We start from the raw sequence: 15247 nt of genomic DNA on the forward strand, positions 1-15247 counted from the left end.
TGCGCAGCTTCAAATCGGAATGCTGCGCGAGATCACGTCGGAATGCTGCGCACGATCAAATCGGAACACTGCGCGCGATGAACCCGGAATCCGCATTTTGCGGGATAAAAGCCACTCCGCATCACAGACCGATCGAAGGATGTTATTATCTCGGGAGGCGAGAATATCTCGTCTGTGGAGATCGAAGAGGTGTTGCACCGCCACCCCGCTGTCAGCGTTGCGGCCGTCGTCGCAAAGCCGAACGAGCGTTGGGGAGAAGTGCCTTGTGCATTCCTCGAGCTCCGCGATGGAATGGAGGTCGATGCTGCCTCTATGGCTCTTTTCTGCCGCAAGCATCTTGCAGGCTTTAAGGTGCCAAAGCATTTCGTATTCGGTACTATCCCAAAGACGGCTACAGGTAAGATGCAGAAGTTTGTGCTCCGAAAGATGGCAGTCGATTTCGACGTGGATTAAGATTACGCATCTACGCTCCGTCGCAAGAGACTGGGCGCCAACGGAAAAGGAGTAGAGCCCGGTCGTGTCCGTCAGCGCGGTGTCGTTTCGGCGGTGGCCTTCGTCATCGTCAGGCGGCTTTGGCGGTGATGTGCAGGGGCTGATTTTCCCCTCGATCATGGGTCGATTGAGTTCGGTCTTGCCTTCGATCTGCATGTATCGGTGCTGGTGCTGCGCAAGCGAGGTCTGAAAGCCGTCTTGTCAGGGTGATTTTTTGGCTTGGGATGCTTTGCCGGCAGCGCGACGCTTGGCGATGGCACCGATCCGGAGCTTTGCGTCGCGTTCGTCGATCACATCGGGATCGAAGGCTTTCCCGTAGCATCCGTGATGCCACTCGCAGGCGTCCTTGTGCTCTGGATGTCGGGGGTTGGCGATTGCGTCGAGGAACTTCTCGAACCCGGGCGTACCGCCGCAATCTTCAGGCGGAGCGCGGCGTTCGCCATCGACATATCGAGGATATTGGGCGCCGCGCTGCCCGGTCTCGACCTCTTCGATGGCGATGAGATGTTCCCAGTTATCGCCCATGTCGTAGGTATAGAGAAGTTGACGAACGCCGCGGTCGAGCAAGGTCCTGAGCTTGGCGTTTTTGGCGGCAAGCAGGCGGTCATCGTTCCAGTCGGGATCGAGCACGCCGTAACGCCGGTCCTCCGCCTCGAACTCCCAGAGGTGGTAATCGAGCCAGCCCATCGCGCCCTGGATCACATCATGGAGCATTTTGAGGCTGGCATCGACGGGCATCTCGACGCGGCGCCAAATGGGCGGGTCTGTGTCGGCGAGTGTGATGCGAATCCGGACGATCTGGTCGGTCATGCCGCCATGTTGACGGGCGCCCTTTGCGCTGTCCAGTTCCACGGCATGATCTCGTCCCACCGGGATGCGGGCCAGCCTGAAGCGACCTTCTCGATGATGCCGAGCGGGGGCGGGATGTCCTTGCTTTCGCGACTGGAAGAGGAGAGAGTGATCCTACTGCCGTGTTGCGGGGGGCGCTGATCGCCCCGCGTGTGACGTACCACGCCGCGCTCTTGGAACCGGAGGCAGTTGGTGCTTTGCTGCGGTCTATCGATGCATACACCGGAAACACGATTACGCGGCTCGGGTATCAAATTGCGCCTCATGTGATGGCCAGGCCCGGAGAGCTGCGTAAAGCCCTGTGGTCGGAGATCGACTTCGATAGTGCGGTATGGATTATCCCGGCGGAGCGCATGAAAATGCGCCGGCCGCATGCCGTAACTTTGTCGCGTCAGGTAGTGAGCCATTTGGGGGAGCTTCACGAGCTTACCGGACCAGAGGGTCTGTCTTTCCTGCCTTTCACACGTTTCGCCGCCCAATGAGCGAGAACACACTCAATCAGGCGTTCCGCCGCATGGGATATTCCACCGGGGAGGTGACGGCTCACGGCTTGCGCACCACCGCTTCGTCGCTCTTGAATGAAAGCGGCAAATGGCATCCCAATGCGATCGAGCGTTCACTGGCGCATGCGGACGCTAATGCCGTTCGCGGGACCTATAACCGAGGGCGATTGGGATGAACGGGTAGCGATGCATCAGTGGTGGAGCGATTATCTCGACGCCTTACGCGCGTCTGATGAAACCCAAATCTCGGCCCTAACCGCCAAATGAAACGCCTCCACTTGCAAAATTAGGCGTGTGTTCCTATGAATGGAAATGTAAATTTTCATTCTGGAGAATGTCATGGCAACGCGGCTGGCCTCACAGGCGGATCAGGGACGAGTTCTCTCGGAAGCGGTCGCGCGTGTAGCGACGTGCTGGAAACTGACGAACGAGCAGTTGGGCTCGGTGGTAGGCATTTCCGCAGCAACGGCCTCGCGGCTTCGTTCCGGCAGTTATCAACTTCAGCGAGCCGAGAAGGCATTCGAACTGGGGCAGTACCTCGTGCGCCTTTTTCGCAGCCTCGATGCGCTCATGGGAAGCGACGATGCGGCGTCGACGTCCTGGTTGAAGTCGGAAAACTTGGATCTTGGCGGCAGACCGATCGATCTGATCCGCACGATCCGCGGTCTGAACGATGTGGCCGACTATGTCGATGATTACCGCGCCCGCGTTTGAGCGAACGCCGAAGCCGGAGCATTTTCGCTCCTACAGTGGAAAGCTGTGGCGGATCGTCGAGGCGCAACATCGGATTTCGACCAACCGTCTGGCCGCTGGCGCCGACGATCAAGCGTTGCTCGAGCAGCTTGTGGAGGAAGTGAAACCGAACTTGCCGGTAGCGGCGCGACATCTCCACTATCTGCTCGCGACGCCGTTTCGCTACGGGCACAAGAGTAGCTCGAGATTTCGCCGCGCCGGCGAGAAGCCCGGCATCTTCTATGCCGCAGAGGCGATTGGCGCTGCGATTGCCGAGACAGCCTATTGGCGGCTGCGTTTCTACTCCCGGTCGCCTGGATTTCAGCCGCCGAGCACGACCGTGGAAAACTCGGCAATCAGTGTCTCGGTAGCGATGGATCGTCTGCTCGACCTGTGTGCAGACCCATTTGTTGCGGGCGCGTCGCTGTGGATGGCGCAGGACGACTATTCCGCTTGCCAGCAGTTTGCGTCTGAAGCGCGAGAGATTGACGCGCAGGCTATTCGCTATGCGTCCGTTCGAGATCCTGAGCATCGCGCGAACGTGGCCCTGCTTGACCCATCGGTCTTTCGTGACCCAGCGCCCGGCAACGCTCAAACTTGGCATATTCGCTACGAGCAAGGCGAGTTGATCGCTCTTCGCGCTTTTCCGTCGGAGGAGCGGTATAGGTTTCGGCCTTCAGACTTCGGCCTCTGACTAAGCTCTTTGACAAGCGAGTTGGGTCAGACGATCAGCGATTGCGGCGCAGTTATTTTGTCCTGATATAAACCCGAAGCTGGTCGCGCCTAATGTCGAAGGCGCCAGATTTTTCGATCAACAAGACGAGCTTGGCGCACCCGTAGCTGCGTGGATCGAAATCGGGCATCTCTGCCAGAAACCGGCTTCCAACCGCGCTTAGCGGGTACCAGCCATCCAGATCGTCGAGCTGGCCCAGCGCCGCGGTCAAGAAAGCATTTCACGACCGCAATATCGGTCAATTATCACACAAAGCCCTTCAATGCAGCGAATTGACGACCGTCCCGATCCCGTCGCCGGCACCGCGCGACTTCCTGCTCGATGCAGGCCAAGCTTCGCTCCCTGTAGCGTCAGGGCCCGAGCAAGTCGCTAAGATACATCCAGAACGGGTCCATTTCCCGCTCGTCATCATGTCGAGAGGGTCCGCCCTTCACCTCCCATGCTCGGGCGTCGCTTGGGAAAGGGAGGCTATTGTTCTCGCAGGGCGGAAGGCGACTTAAACCTGCGGTGGAAGTCGTCGAGATCGATGGTGAACTCGTCGCGCTTCAGAAAATCCTCGTCCGACAGGTGGGCCTGCTTGTCACGCGCCTTGTACCAGGCGCCATATTCGGGAATTTCCGAGGCGAACTTGCCGTAGTGGGTCGAATAGGTTCGCACTGCGATATGGGGCCGAGGTGTGTCCAGGCGGAAATTCAGCAGTCGCAGCCAGCCATCTCCGATGGCCGTGTGCGGAGCGGCCAGATCCACCACCGTCTGGCCGCGGCCCTGATAGTCGGCCATCATCTGGTAGACCGCGTTGCCGGCGCGGTTCTTATCGACACTGAATGCTTGGCCACCGACATGGCCGCTCAGCACGAGAAATATCTGATCGTGCCGGCTGATGAATTCCTCCCACATCATCCCCGGGTCATTGTCATGCGGGTCGAGACGGCTTTGCCGCGGGTTGGATTTCAGATTTCGCCTCCCGTCGCGACCAAGATAATCGTGAGTGGACACGATCGTGGGCAGGGCGGGAAAGCGTCCAATGACGCTTCTGGCCCACGCCAGTGATGCATCGGGCGCGTGATACTGCAGGCCGATGTGCAGAAACCGACATTGTCCCGCCGTGAAAAGCTGGGCGCTATCGGCACCGCCATCGTGCGAGCCGACATACCAGGGTTGGCCCTTGAAGACCTGGGACTTTTCCGAAAAGGCCGACCGAAAGCCGTCAAGTCCGCCTACGTGGCGCACGCCGTTCTTCCCTCGCTCGGGTTGCGGCGGGAACGCAGGATCGGTCCACAGCGCGTCATAATCGTGATTGCCGGGGACGACCGAGAAGGGCACTTTGCCCGCGATGAGCTCATATCCTTTAACGGCTGTGGGAATTTCAAAGGCCTGGGTATGAACCTTGGGCGACATTGCGATTTCGGATCCACCGTTGGACATCCATTTGAGAACGGCGGTGAGAAAGTCGACCACGGTAGCGGCGGGATGAGCCCGCTGCGGGCGGCGTAAAAGTCGTCCACCTTTACCCTTTCTGGCGACAGGGAGGGCGGGAGGATTTTCACCGTGGATTTGTATCGGAAGGTTCGCCTGGCTTGTTCAGAAGGCATGAGCCAGCGCGAGGCTGCGCGTCAGTTTGGAGTTTCCCGCGACAGCGTTCGGAAGATGTTGGCGTTCTCGGTTCCGCCTGGATACCGGCGGACGGCGCCGGTGAAGCGGCCGAAGCTGGATGGGTTCACCGAGATCATCGATGGCTGGCTGGAGGGGGATCGCGAGGTCCATCGAAAGCAACGGCACACGGCGAAGCGGGTATTCGAGCGGCTTCGCGATGAGCATGGCTTCACCGGCGGCTATACGATCATCAAGGACTACATGCGGGAGCGCGAGCGGCGCGGCCGAGAGATGTTCGTGCCGCTGGCCCATCCGCCAGGACATGCCCAGGCCGACTTCGGCGAGGCTGTGGTCGTCATCGGCGGCGTCGAGCAGAAGGCGCACTTCTTCTTTATGGACTTGCCGCACAGTGATGCCTGCTTCGTGCGCGCCTATCCCGCGGCGACAGCGGAAGCCTGGGTAGACGGCCACGTCCACGCCTTCGCCTTCTTCGGCAGGGTTCCGGTATCGGTCCTCTACGACAACGATCGCTGTCTTGTTGCGAAGATCCTGGCGGACGGCACACGTCAGCGGGCCACGCTCTTCAGCGGGTTCCTGTCCCACTACCTGTTCCGAGACCGCTATGGCCGCCCCGGCAAGGGGAACGACAAGGGCAGCGCGGAAGGATTGGTCGGCTATTCCCGCCGCAACTTCATGGTCCCGGTCCCGCGGTTTGTGAGTTGGGCTTCGTTCAACGCCTATCTGGAGGAGCAGTGTCGCAAACGTCAGGCGGATGTTCTGCGCGGCCAGTCCGAGACCATCGGGGAACGCCTCGTGCGAGATCTGGTCGTGATGTCTGATCTGCCACCCGCGCCGTTTGATGCCTGCGACCAAGCCACCGGGCGAGTCAGTTCCCAAGCGCTGGTGCGCTACAAGACCAACGATTACTCGGTGCCGGTCGCCTACGGCCACCGCGATGTCTGGATCAGGGGCTATGTCGACGAGGTTGTGATCGGCTGCGGTGGGGAGCTCATCGCACGCCATCCCCGCTGCTATGACCGCGAGGACATGGTGTTCGATCCGGTGCATTACCTTCCGCTCATCGAGAGGAAGATCAATGCTTTGGAGCAGGCCGCGCCTCTTGCCGAATGGAACCTGCCGCCTGAGTTCGCAACCCTGCGCCGCCTGATGGAGGCGCGGATGATCAAGGCGGGACGCCGGGAATATGTGCAGGTTTTGCGCCTGCTGGAAACCTTCGACATCGATGATCTCCACGCGGCCGTGAAGAAGGCCCTGCAATTGGGCGCGGTCGGCTTCGATGCCGTGAAGCACCTCGCTCTCTGCCATGTTGAGAAACGGCCGCCGAAGCTGGACCTCGATGTCTATCCCTACCTGCCGCGGGCCAACGTGGGGACCACCTCGGCGGCAAGCTACATGTCTCTGCTGTCGGGAGACGCGGCATGACCGGTGCGCCGCAGATCCTGCTTGCTCATCACCTGAAGACGCTGAAGCTCCCGACCTTCTTGCGGGAGCACGAGAAGCTGGCGCGCCAATGTGCAGCCGAGGGCCTGGACCACGTCCAGTTCCTCGCCCGACTGGTCGAACTGGAACTGATCGACCGCGAGGGACGGATGATCGAACGCCGGATCAAGGTTGCAAAGTTCCCCGCCAAGAAGAGCCTGGACAGCTTCGACTTCAAGGCGATCCCGAAGCTCAACAAGATGCAGGTACTGGACCTCGCCCGTTGCGAATGGATCGAGCGGCGCGAAAACGTCATTGCGCTCGGACCGAGTGGCACGGGCAAGACGCATGTTGCTCTGGGGCTGGGACTGGCCGCTTGTCAGAAAGGAATGTCGGTCAGCTTCACTACGGCCGCGGCACTGGTCAACGAGTTGATGGAAGCCCGCGACGAGCGCCGCCTCCTGCGGCTCCAGAAGCAGCTGGCCTCGGTCAAACTGCTCATCATCGATGAACTGGGCTTCGTGCCTCTGTCAAAGACCGGCGCCGAGCTACTCTTCGAGATGATCTCGCAACGCTACGAGCGCGGCGCCACGCTCATCACCAGCAACCTGCCGTTCGACGAATGGACCGAGACCTTCGGAACAGAGCGGCTGACCGGCGCTCTGCTCGACCGCCTGACCCACCACGTCAACATCCTCGAGATGAATGGCGAGAGCTACAGGCTCGCGCAAAGTCGGGCCCGAAACGCCGGCCAGACCCCATAGAAAACCGCAACGCGCGCTTGAGCCCGCCGCTCGGGCTACGCCCTCCCGGCGGGCTCAAGCGCGCAAGAAAGTGGCCTGCTTTTGCGCCGCCCCGTGGCCGGTTTTTGCTCCGCCGTTGACAGTGGTGCCGCTTACAGGACTCGAACCTGTGGCCCCATCATTACGAATGATGTGCTCTACCAACTGAGCTAAAGCGGCAACGCCGGCGCCTCTAACAGCGGGTTTCGGCGATGACAAGCGCCCAGTCATATTTGTTGCAGGCTATGCGAGCGGCGGCGGCTATTTTGATTCCTATCAGACGGGGAAGGGCGGCCGCCCATGGCGCTCACCCCGCCATCGCGCTGTGCCGATCGTGCGCACGGCTCCGGTTTCGGGCCGGATCCGCTACGCGCCCGCCTCTGCATCGCCGAGCGCCTTCTTGAGCGTGGCCTTGATATTACGGAGCAGGCGGCGGAGGGCGATGATGACGATCACCCCGGCAATCGCCAGGAGAACAGCAATGACGATAGCAAGGGGAGGGTAGGCGATCGCGAGCGCGAGCAATCCGCCTGTGGCGACGTCTTCGCCGGCCGACACGACGGCGTTGCTGTAGGGTTCAGGGCTGACATTGACGACCGCGCGGGTGGTCGCTTTGGCGCCGTGGCTGAGCAGAGCGCCGCCTCCCCCGAGGAGAAAGGCGATCACCTGCCAGGCGGGGTCCGACGAGTCGACGAGCGCGAGCGCCAATAGCGCGCCGCCGAGGGGGCGCACGATGCTGTGAATGCCGTCCCAGATCGAATCGATCCAAGCGACCTTGTCGGCGAGGAATTCCGCAAGCGTGCCAGCCGCCGCCACGCCAAGCACCCATGGATTGGCAAGGATCTGCAGGGCCTTCAGATGTTCGGGAAGAGGTAGCCATCCAAAATACATCGCGATGCCTGTTGCGAGGATCGTCAGGTAGAGCCGCCATCCGGCGAGCAGGCTGAGGCTGCTTGCGACGCCCAAGATCTCGACAATAGTCATGAGCCTGCTCCCGGCTGTCTTTCGGCGCATCCTGCACCGCCGCGCCCACGCTCGCAATGCTGGATGACAATGCGGCGAACGGCGGTTATCGATATTCTCATGACAGATAACAATGTGCAGACCCACGCATCCCGAACGCCGCCCGCCAGCGCCATTCCCGCCGCGACCCTCGTGATCATGCGGCGTTCCGATAGCGAAGGGCCTGATGAGATACTGATGGTGAAGCGGTCCAACACGATGGCGTTCGCTGCCGGGGCCGTCGTATTCCCGGGGGGGCGGATCGATCCCGACGATTATCTCGTTGCGGCGCAGCATGGTTTTGCCGAGGGTGATGTCGAAGGGGCAGCGCGCGTCGCTGCGCTACGCGAAACGCTCGAAGAAACGGGGCTGGCGGTTGGCTGGCCGACGCTCGCCGATACGGAGGCTGATGAGGTGCGCCGCGCGCTTCTCGCCGAGGAGCGGCTTTCGGACATTTTGAGCGCGCGCGGCGACCAGCTTGCGCTCGACGCCCTCGTTCCGTTCGCCCGCTGGTGCCCGAATTTCAAGGAGGCAAGGACCTTCGACACACGCTTCTTTGCCGTCGAGGCACCCCCGCACGGACACGAGCTCACTGTCGAAGCGGCCGAGCATAGTCACATCTTCTGGGCCAGCGCCCGCGCGACGCTAATGATGGCCGACCGCGGCGAAGTGTCGATCATCTTTCCGACGCGCCGGAACCTTGAGCGCCTTGCACAGGTCAATGATTTTGCTTCCTTTTCTTTCCATGCGGCCGATTATCCCGTCGAACTCGTCACGCCCTGGATCGAGGAGCGCGGGGGCGAGCCTCATCTTTGCATCCCCGGGCATCTCGGCTATCCGGTCACGAGCGAACCCTTCGAACGCGTTCGCCGCGGGTGAAGCGGGACGCGATGCTTGCGCTTTTGTGCCGTATTAAGACTTTTTGAGCCAATTACCGCTACAGGGCGAAAGTCGTTGCAATTATTGGCGACCATGCATAGAAGAACCTGCGGAATCGGGATGGGGAGTGATTCTCCTTGGCTTGGTTCGAGAAGATTAAAGTCCAGTGGATGGAGAAAAAGATGAATCTGCTCAAGAAAGCTGCGATCTCCCTCGCGGCCACTTCGATGATTGCGGCCCCGGTCGCGGCATCGGCTGCTCCTGTTGTTGCGGACGCTGTGTCGCGCGTTGACGGCCAGAGCGAACTCGAAGGTAGCTCGGGCTGGCTCATCGGCCTCCTGGCGCTGATCGCTATCGTCGGCGGTATCATCATCGCTGCGGACAACGACAAGGACACGCCGACCAGCCCGTAATTTGGCTGCTTAGCAAGTTTCGAAGGGCTCCGGATATTTTCGGGGCCCTTTTTGTATTGGGGCTTCGGCTGCGTGATGGGAGCCTTGGTCTTGCAGGTCAGCGAGCCCGAATTGCCGAGCTATAATCGAATGTTTCGCATCGTCCGCGAGCGCGCGAGCGGGATCGCCCCGCGCGCCTTGTCCGGCGCTGCGAGGTCGATATCGGCGAAGGCCAAGGTGAAGCCGGATCCCGGCATATCGGCGCCTGCATCGACCAGGATCGAGCCCCAGGGTTCGGCAACGAGACTGTGGCCATAGGTGGCGCGGCCATCGGCATGTTTGCCGCATTGCGCCGCCGCGATGACAAAGGATCCGGTCTCGATCGCGCGCGCGCGCAAGAGCACGTGCCAATGGGCCTCGCCGGTCGGGACAGTGAAGGCTGCCGGCACGGCCATTATGTTGGCGCCCCGCTCGACGAGCGCATGGTACAGCTCAGGAAAGCGAAGGTCGTAGCAGACGCTGAGGCCGAGCATCCCGACCGGCGTTTCGACGACCGCCAGTACATCGCCGCCCGCATAGTTTGCTGACTCAGTCCAGCGTTCCCCTGTGGGGAGGTCGACATCGAACATGTGGATCTTGTCGTATCGTGCGCGGATAGAGCCGTCTGCCGCGATGACATGGCTGCGATTGACGCGGCGATCGCCGGTATCAGCAAGGAGCGGCATCGATCCTGTATGGAGCCAGAGGCCGCGGCGGCGCGCCATCTCCTGCAATGCTTCGGGCCAGCGGCTCTCGGCTTCGCGCGTAATATGGGCCGCCGATCGCCCGCGGTCGCGATCGAGAAGGATCGACATTTCGGGAAGAAACGCCATTACGGCGCCCCCCGACGCAGCCTTGGCGAGCGCGCGGTCGATGAGTGCAAGATTGGCGTCAGGATCGATGCCGCTGGTCATTTGGACCAGCGCGATGCGGGAGGTCGGTACGGAGGTTTCCATGCGGTATCGCTAGGCAGAAGCGGTTGGCCGCGCAAGCGCGTCCCGGCACCCACAGTTCAGTGGCCAGCAAGGTTCGAACGGGATAAGATCGGGTGATGTCCATTCTTCTCGCGTCGGCGCCGCTGCGTCTCGCCCGCTCGATCCTGTCGGCTGCCGCCTTTGCCCTTCTGCTCGCGCCGCCCATTGCTGACGCTCAGCAGGTTGCGCCCGCAGCGCTGGCAGCGCCCCAGAAGCCCGCTTCGCTCAAGCCCGCGGCTGAAAGCTGGCTTTACGAAGGCAGCGACATTCCCCGCGACGCGGGCTGGCTGTTCGGCGAGCTCCCCAACGGGCTGCGTTATGCGGTTCGGAGCAATGGCGTGCCCCCCGGGCAGGTGTCGATCCGGGTCCGGATGGACGTCGGCTCGCTTTTCGAGACCGAGAAGGAGCGCGGCTTTGCGCACCTGCTTGAGCATCTCACCTTCCGGGGCTCGGAACATATTCCCGATGGCGAGGCGAAGCGTATCTGGCAGCGCTTCGGCGTGACATTCGGGAGCGATTCGAACGCGCAGACAACACCGTCGCAGACGGTCTACCAGCTCGACCTGCCGAGCGTGACAGCGGCGAGCCTCGATGAAAGCATGAAATTGCTCGCAGGTATGGTACGCGAGCCGCGGATTTCGGACGCCGCGGTGACGGCGGAGCGCGGCGTCGTCATGTCCGAGCTCAGGGAATCGGACGGCCCGCAAAAGCGGATTGCCGATGCGACCACAGCGCATCTGTTCGCCGGGCAGCTGCTCAGCAACCGTTCGCCGATCGGCACGATCGAATCGCTGACTGCCGCGCGCGCCAACGCCGTCGCGGCGTTCCACAATCGCTGGTATCGGCCCGACCGGGCGGTTGTGGTCATCGTCGGCGATGGCGACCCGCTGGAGTTCGCAAGGCTGATCGAGAAATATTATGGCGACTGGGAGAGCAACGGCCCCAATCCCCACCAGCCCGACTTCGGAAAGCCCGACCCCAGCGCCCCCGTTGCGCGCATAATCGTCGAGCCCAATCAGCCGCTGTCCTTGACGCTTGCAACGGTCCGGCCCTGGATCAAGCGGGTTGATACGGTTGAAAATACCCGCCGGCTTTATCTCGAATTCCTTGCGGTCGCGCTCGTGAACCGCCGGCTTGAAAACCGGGCCCGCAGCGGCGGTTCCTACCTCGTTGCGAGTGTTGAGCAGGAATATATGAACCGCAGCGCCGACATCACCATGGCGCAGATCGTACCGCTCAGCGACTGGCAGGCGGCGCTTGCCGACGTGCGCGGCGTCATCGCCGATGCAATTAAGACGCCGCCCTCGCAGGCTGACATCGACCGCGAGGCGAACGAGATCGAGGCGTTCCTGCAAAAGGAACTCGAGAACGCGCGCAACGAACCCGGCGCGCGGCTTGCCGACGACCTCGTGCGCGCGGTCGACATCCATGAGGTGGTGACGAGTCCGCAGGCGCAGGTCGACATGTTCAAGGCGATCCGCGCCTCCGCGACGCCCGAGGTGATGCTTAACATCAGCCGGGCTATCTTCACTGGGCCAGCGACGCGGCTTGTCCTCACAACGCCGACGCCTATCGAGGGCGGCGAGGGCGCGCTGCTGGCAGCGCTCGCGCGGCCCGCGACGATCAAGGACGAGCGCCTCGCTGCGATCAAGGCGGACTTCAGCCAGCTTCCCCCGCTCGGCGCGCCGGGAACGATCGCCTCGAGCACGATGATCGCCGGACTGCGCGCAGAGCGGATCGAGTTTGCAAACGGCGTTACCGCGCTCGTGTCGAACAATCCGGTCGAGCCCGGCAAGGTGCGCGTCAACGTCCGCTTCGGAAGCGGCAATCGCAGCGTCGCTGCCGACGCTCCCAATCTTTTATGGACGGGTGACTATGCGCTCGTTGCAAGCGGGATCGGGCCCTGGGGTCAGAATGCGATCGACCAGCTCACCAACGGCCGTCAGATCCAGCTCAATTTCGCGGTCGATGACGATGCGTTCGAACTGTCGGCCGAGAGCAAGCCTGCAGACCTTGCCGACCAGTTGAAGCTTATTGCCGGGAAGCTCGCCTTCCCTCGTTGGGACGCAGCCCCCGTCGATCGGCTGCGCATTGGCTATCTCACGGGCTATGATCTTAATGATGCAACGCCCAATGCCGTGCTCGACCGAAACTTGCGCGGCTGGCTCGCGGGCGGCGACCGGCGCTGGGCGCCGCCCAGCCGAGAAGAGATCGAAGCGCTGACCCCGGCCGCCTTCAAGGCCTTCTGGGCGCCGCGTCTTGCGAGCGGGCCTATCGAGGTCCAGATCTTCGGCGATCTTTCCGCGGTCGACTACAAGCAGATATTGGCAAGCACCTTGGGCGCGCTGCCGCCGCGCTCGCCGCTTGCGCCAGCGGGCGGCGAGAAGGTTCGCTTCGCCAAGCATGTCACCGAGCCTGTCCTCGCTTATCACCGGGGCGAAAAAGGGCAGGCAGCCGCGATGACCGCCTGGCCGACAAGCGGGGGCCTTGGAGCCCCGCGCGACCAGCAGGGACTCCAGGTTCTTGCCAGCATCTTCAACGACCGGCTCTTCGACCGGCTCCGCGCCGAGCAGGGAGCCAGTTACGGCCCCGTTGTCGACAGCCATTGGCCCACCGCCTTCGAGAGCGGCGGCTATCTACTCGTCGGAAGCTTGCTCGCGCCTAAGGACATCGAGCGTTTCTACACGATTGCGCGCGAGATCGCGGCCGATCTTGTCGCCAACCCGGTGACCGCGGACGAACTTGCGCGCAACGCGGGGCCCATCCGCGAGCAGGTGGCGCGTGCTTCGACCGGTAATGTCTACTGGATGCACATGCTCGAGGGGGCGACGCGCGACCCGCGGATCGCCGCGGCGGCGCTTTCGATCCAGGACAATATCATGGGGGTCACGCCGGCAGACATTCAGCGGCTTGCCAAACAATATCTCGAGCCGGCGCGGCAATGGTCGCTTGCGATCCTGCCCAAGGGGATGACGCTTGCAGACGCATCCGCCATGGACAGGCCGTCTGCGGTATCGGCAGGCGGGCGATAAGCCGCTTCTAGCCGTCCTCGCCCGCGGGCGCTGGCGCTGATCGCACCCGCCGGATGCGCGGCTCACGGTCGAGATGGCTCTTCGTCATGATGTCGTGGCGCATCTTGGCGCGCACGTCGTGGATCGAGGCGATGACGGGTCCCATGGCGACGCCAAGGTCGATCAGCACCGCCTCGGCAAGCTGCAGCGAGCTTTCGAGCGTCTCGGGGACCGCGTCGGTGGCGCCCGCCTGATAGAGCGCGGCCGCGTGATCGGACCCGCGCGCGCGCGAAATGATCGGCAGCTCAGGGTATCGGCGGCGCAGCTGGCGCGTCATGCGCAGCTGCTGAACCGGGTCGTCCATCGTGAGCACTACCGCTTCGGCATTTTCGATTCCGAGCTTGTCGAGGCTGCCGGGGCGCGCGACGTCGGCATAGCGTGTCTCGAATCCATCGCGCCGGGCCTGAGCGACCGCATCGATGTCGGCATCGACCGCGACATAGGAACGCTGATGCTCGCGCAGGAGCTCCGCGACAACGCGCCCCACGCGGCCGAAACCGATGATGACGGTGCGCTTCGGCGGCGCATCGTCGGGCTCGGCCTCGACATTGCCCATTTCAATGCGCCGCGCGACGCTCCGGCCGATCCGCGCAAGAAGCGGCGTGATGGTGAGGCCGATCGCGGTGACAAGCTGCCAGAACTCGGCGGTCTGGCGGCTGATGAGCTGCGCCTGAAAGGCGGCCGCAAGTACGATGAGGGTGGTTTCCGAAGGGCTCGCCATCAAAAGCCCGACTTCGGCCGCGGTGCCGCGGCTCGCAGATCCTGAAAAGCGCAGCATTGTCGCGGTGACGATCGCCTTGATCGCGACGACGCAGACGACCGCGGCGAGGAGCGCGGGCCATTGCCCGGCAATCGACTTGAGGTTGAGCCCCATGCCGACGCTGATCAGAAAGACCCCGAGCGCGAGGCCCTTGAAGGGCGCGGTGATGGCCTCGACCTCGCCATGATATTCAGTCTCGGCGATCATCAGGCCCGCAAGGAGCGCGCCGACGATGGGTGAGAGGCCGACCGTCGCGGTCGCGAGCGCGGCGACGATGACGACGAGAAGGCTTGCAGCGAGGAAGAGTTCGGGGTCCTTTGCGCGCGCCGCCTGCGCGAAGATGCGCGGGAGGAGGAACCAGCCGCCGATCGCAAGCGCCGCGACGACGAGCACGCCCTGCCATAGCGTCGTCAGCAGGAGTTCAGCATTGTCGCCGCCGGCGGTCGGAGCGAAGGCGCCGAGGACGAAGATGATCGGGACGATCGCAAGATCCTCGAACAAGAGCATCGAGAAGGAGGCGCGGCCTACCGCCGATTTGGTCCCCGCGATGGGAAGGACGAGCGCGGTCGAGGAGAGGGCAAGCGCGGTGCCGAGGCCGAGGGCGGCCGGCAGGGACAAGGTCCCGATCATGTAAAGGAGGCCGCCGAGAATGGCGCCGCTGATTAAGAGTTCGGCCGCGCCAACCCCGAAAACGAGTTTGCGCAATTGCCAAAGGCGCCGGAATGAAAGCTCAAGACCGATCGAGAAGAGCAGGAGGATGATGCCGAACTCGCCGAAGAGTTCGATATCTTCGGCCGATCGGATCGTGATGTGGCGCAGCCAAGGATAGTCGCCGACGAGCGCGCCGAGCCCTGAGGGACCCACGAGCAGGCCGACGAGAATGAAGCCGATTACCGGAGTGATACGGAACCGGGCGAAGGCGGGGATCACGATCCCCGCGGCCCCCAAGACAACGAGCGCGCTCCCGAGACTGGATGCTTCCGTTTCGATGGACATGAAACGCTCT

Annotated in this window: 16 protein-coding genes and 1 tRNA gene; 9 read left to right on the forward strand and 8 right to left on the reverse strand. The window is 62.7% G+C overall.

The window, feature by feature from the left end; genetic code table 11:
• Positions 1-9: 9 nt before the first annotated feature.
• Entirely contained in the window at positions 10-648 is a 639-nt protein-coding gene (locus tag B5X69_RS22450; RefSeq protein WP_425441518.1) for a hypothetical protein, read from the reverse strand.
• A 45-nt stretch (positions 649-693) separates the two neighbouring features.
• A complete protein-coding gene (locus B5X69_RS15255; protein WP_245798765.1) occupies positions 694-1344 on the reverse strand; it encodes a plasmid pRiA4b ORF-3 family protein in 651 nt (216 codons plus the stop codon).
• A gap of 149 nt (positions 1345-1493) precedes the next feature.
• Here B5X69_RS15255 and B5X69_RS22275 point away from each other — a divergent pair, with 149 nt between their 5' ends.
• From B5X69_RS22275 to B5X69_RS15270, 4 genes are all read left to right on the forward strand, one after another.
• Positions 1494-1823 carry a tyrosine-type recombinase/integrase gene (locus B5X69_RS22275; RefSeq protein ID WP_281250940.1) on the forward strand — a complete coding sequence of 110 codons (330 nt, stop codon included), beginning with the start codon at positions 1494-1496 and terminating at the stop codon, positions 1821-1823.
• Positions 1820-2020 carry a tyrosine-type recombinase/integrase gene (locus B5X69_RS22280; RefSeq protein ID WP_281250941.1) on the forward strand — a complete coding sequence of 67 codons (201 nt, stop codon included), beginning with the start codon at positions 1820-1822 and terminating at the stop codon, positions 2018-2020. Before B5X69_RS22275 ends, B5X69_RS22280 begins: the two co-directional genes overlap by 4 nt.
• A gap of 163 nt (positions 2021-2183) precedes the next feature.
• The gene (locus B5X69_RS15265; protein WP_079639557.1) at positions 2184-2558 is read left to right on the forward strand and encodes an MbcA/ParS/Xre antitoxin family protein; all 375 of its coding nucleotides are present in this window, start codon (positions 2184-2186) and stop codon (positions 2556-2558) included.
• Positions 2536-3270 carry an RES family NAD+ phosphorylase gene (locus B5X69_RS15270; RefSeq protein ID WP_245798766.1) on the forward strand — a complete coding sequence of 245 codons (735 nt, stop codon included), beginning with the start codon at positions 2536-2538 and terminating at the stop codon, positions 3268-3270. Before B5X69_RS15265 ends, B5X69_RS15270 begins: the two co-directional genes overlap by 23 nt.
• Positions 3271-3322: 52 nt before the next feature.
• On the opposite strand, the gene B5X69_RS15275 is transcribed toward B5X69_RS15270, so the two are convergent.
• Positions 3323-3520: an OST-HTH/LOTUS domain-containing protein gene (locus B5X69_RS15275; RefSeq protein ID WP_079639524.1), complete on the reverse strand. Its 198-nt coding sequence runs from the start codon at positions 3518-3520 to the stop codon at positions 3323-3325.
• A gap of 257 nt (positions 3521-3777) precedes the next feature.
• A complete protein-coding gene (locus B5X69_RS15280) occupies positions 3778-4767 on the reverse strand; it encodes a metallophosphoesterase family protein (protein WP_079639525.1) in 990 nt (329 codons plus the stop codon).
• Positions 4768-4857: 90 nt separating this feature from the next.
• Here B5X69_RS15280 and istA point away from each other — a divergent pair, with 90 nt between their 5' ends.
• Together istA and istB are read left to right on the forward strand one after the other, a co-directional pair.
• Positions 4858-6345, forward strand: a complete 1488-nt coding sequence (gene istA / locus B5X69_RS15285) for an IS21 family transposase (protein ID WP_139375818.1) — start codon at positions 4858-4860, stop codon at positions 6343-6345.
• The gene (gene istB, locus B5X69_RS15290) at positions 6342-7106 is read left to right on the forward strand and encodes an IS21-like element helper ATPase IstB (RefSeq protein WP_028095139.1); all 765 of its coding nucleotides are present in this window, start codon (positions 6342-6344) and stop codon (positions 7104-7106) included. Before istA ends, istB begins: the two co-directional genes overlap by 4 nt.
• Before the next feature lie 122 nt (positions 7107-7228).
• Here the strand turns inward: istB and B5X69_RS15295 are convergent.
• Together B5X69_RS15295 and B5X69_RS15300 are read right to left on the reverse strand one after the other, a co-directional pair.
• A tRNA-Thr gene (locus B5X69_RS15295) sits at positions 7229-7304 on the reverse strand.
• Between the two features lie 186 nt (positions 7305-7490).
• On the reverse strand, positions 7491-8108 hold the full coding sequence (locus B5X69_RS15300; protein WP_079639558.1) for a DUF4126 domain-containing protein: 618 nt from the start codon (positions 8106-8108) through the stop codon (positions 7491-7493).
• A 99-nt stretch (positions 8109-8207) separates the two neighbouring features.
• Here B5X69_RS15300 and B5X69_RS15305 point away from each other — a divergent pair, with 99 nt between their 5' ends.
• Both B5X69_RS15305 and B5X69_RS15310 read left to right on the forward strand, forming a co-directional pair.
• Complete coding sequence (locus tag B5X69_RS15305) at positions 8208-9005, forward strand: NUDIX hydrolase (RefSeq protein WP_079639559.1); 798 nt, start codon at positions 8208-8210, stop codon at positions 9003-9005.
• Positions 9006-9142: 137 nt separating this feature from the next.
• Positions 9143-9418, forward strand: a complete 276-nt coding sequence (locus B5X69_RS15310) for a hypothetical protein (protein WP_245798767.1) — start codon at positions 9143-9145, stop codon at positions 9416-9418.
• A gap of 119 nt (positions 9419-9537) precedes the next feature.
• Here the strand turns inward: B5X69_RS15310 and B5X69_RS15315 are convergent, their stop codons facing one another.
• A complete protein-coding gene (locus B5X69_RS15315) occupies positions 9538-10392 on the reverse strand; it encodes a carbon-nitrogen hydrolase family protein (RefSeq protein ID WP_079639527.1) in 855 nt (284 codons plus the stop codon).
• Between the two features lie 95 nt (positions 10393-10487).
• Between B5X69_RS15315 and B5X69_RS15320 the strand changes: the two genes are divergently transcribed.
• A complete protein-coding gene (locus tag B5X69_RS15320; protein WP_079639528.1) occupies positions 10488-13442 on the forward strand; it encodes a M16 family metallopeptidase in 2955 nt (984 codons plus the stop codon).
• A 7-nt stretch (positions 13443-13449) separates the two neighbouring features.
• Here the strand turns inward: B5X69_RS15320 and B5X69_RS15325 are convergent, their stop codons facing one another.
• Positions 13450-15237 (reverse strand): cation:proton antiporter domain-containing protein, encoded by a 1788-nt coding sequence (locus tag B5X69_RS15325; RefSeq protein WP_079639529.1) that lies wholly within the window; start codon positions 15235-15237, stop codon positions 13450-13452.
• Positions 15238-15247: the final 10 nt, after the last annotated feature.

This window comes from Sphingopyxis flava (assembly GCF_900168005.1).
Taxonomy (GTDB): domain Bacteria; phylum Pseudomonadota; class Alphaproteobacteria; order Sphingomonadales; family Sphingomonadaceae; genus Sphingopyxis; species Sphingopyxis flava.

Coding starts and splice junctions, on each gene's coding strand:
- istB (WP_028095139.1), top strand. CDS start 6,342: ATGACCGGTGCGCCGCAGATCCTGCTTGCTCATCACCTGAAGACGCTG.
- B5X69_RS22450 (WP_425441518.1), bottom strand. CDS start 648: ATGCAGATCGAAGGCAAGACCGAACTCAATCGACCCATGATCGAGGGG.
- B5X69_RS15265 (WP_079639557.1), top strand. CDS start 2,184: ATGGCAACGCGGCTGGCCTCACAGGCGGATCAGGGACGAGTTCTCTCG.
- B5X69_RS15300 (WP_079639558.1), bottom strand. CDS start 8,108: ATGACTATTGTCGAGATCTTGGGCGTCGCAAGCAGCCTCAGCCTGCTC.
- B5X69_RS15305 (WP_079639559.1), top strand. CDS start 8,208: ATGACAGATAACAATGTGCAGACCCACGCATCCCGAACGCCGCCCGCC.
- B5X69_RS15320 (WP_079639528.1), top strand. CDS start 10,488: ATGTCCATTCTTCTCGCGTCGGCGCCGCTGCGTCTCGCCCGCTCGATC.
- B5X69_RS15315 (WP_079639527.1), bottom strand. CDS start 10,392: ATGGAAACCTCCGTACCGACCTCCCGCATCGCGCTGGTCCAAATGACC.
- B5X69_RS15270 (WP_245798766.1), top strand. CDS start 2,536: ATGATTACCGCGCCCGCGTTTGAGCGAACGCCGAAGCCGGAGCATTTT.
- B5X69_RS15325 (WP_079639529.1), bottom strand. CDS start 15,237: ATGTCCATCGAAACGGAAGCATCCAGTCTCGGGAGCGCGCTCGTTGTC.
- B5X69_RS22280 (WP_281250941.1), top strand. CDS start 1,820: ATGAGCGAGAACACACTCAATCAGGCGTTCCGCCGCATGGGATATTCC.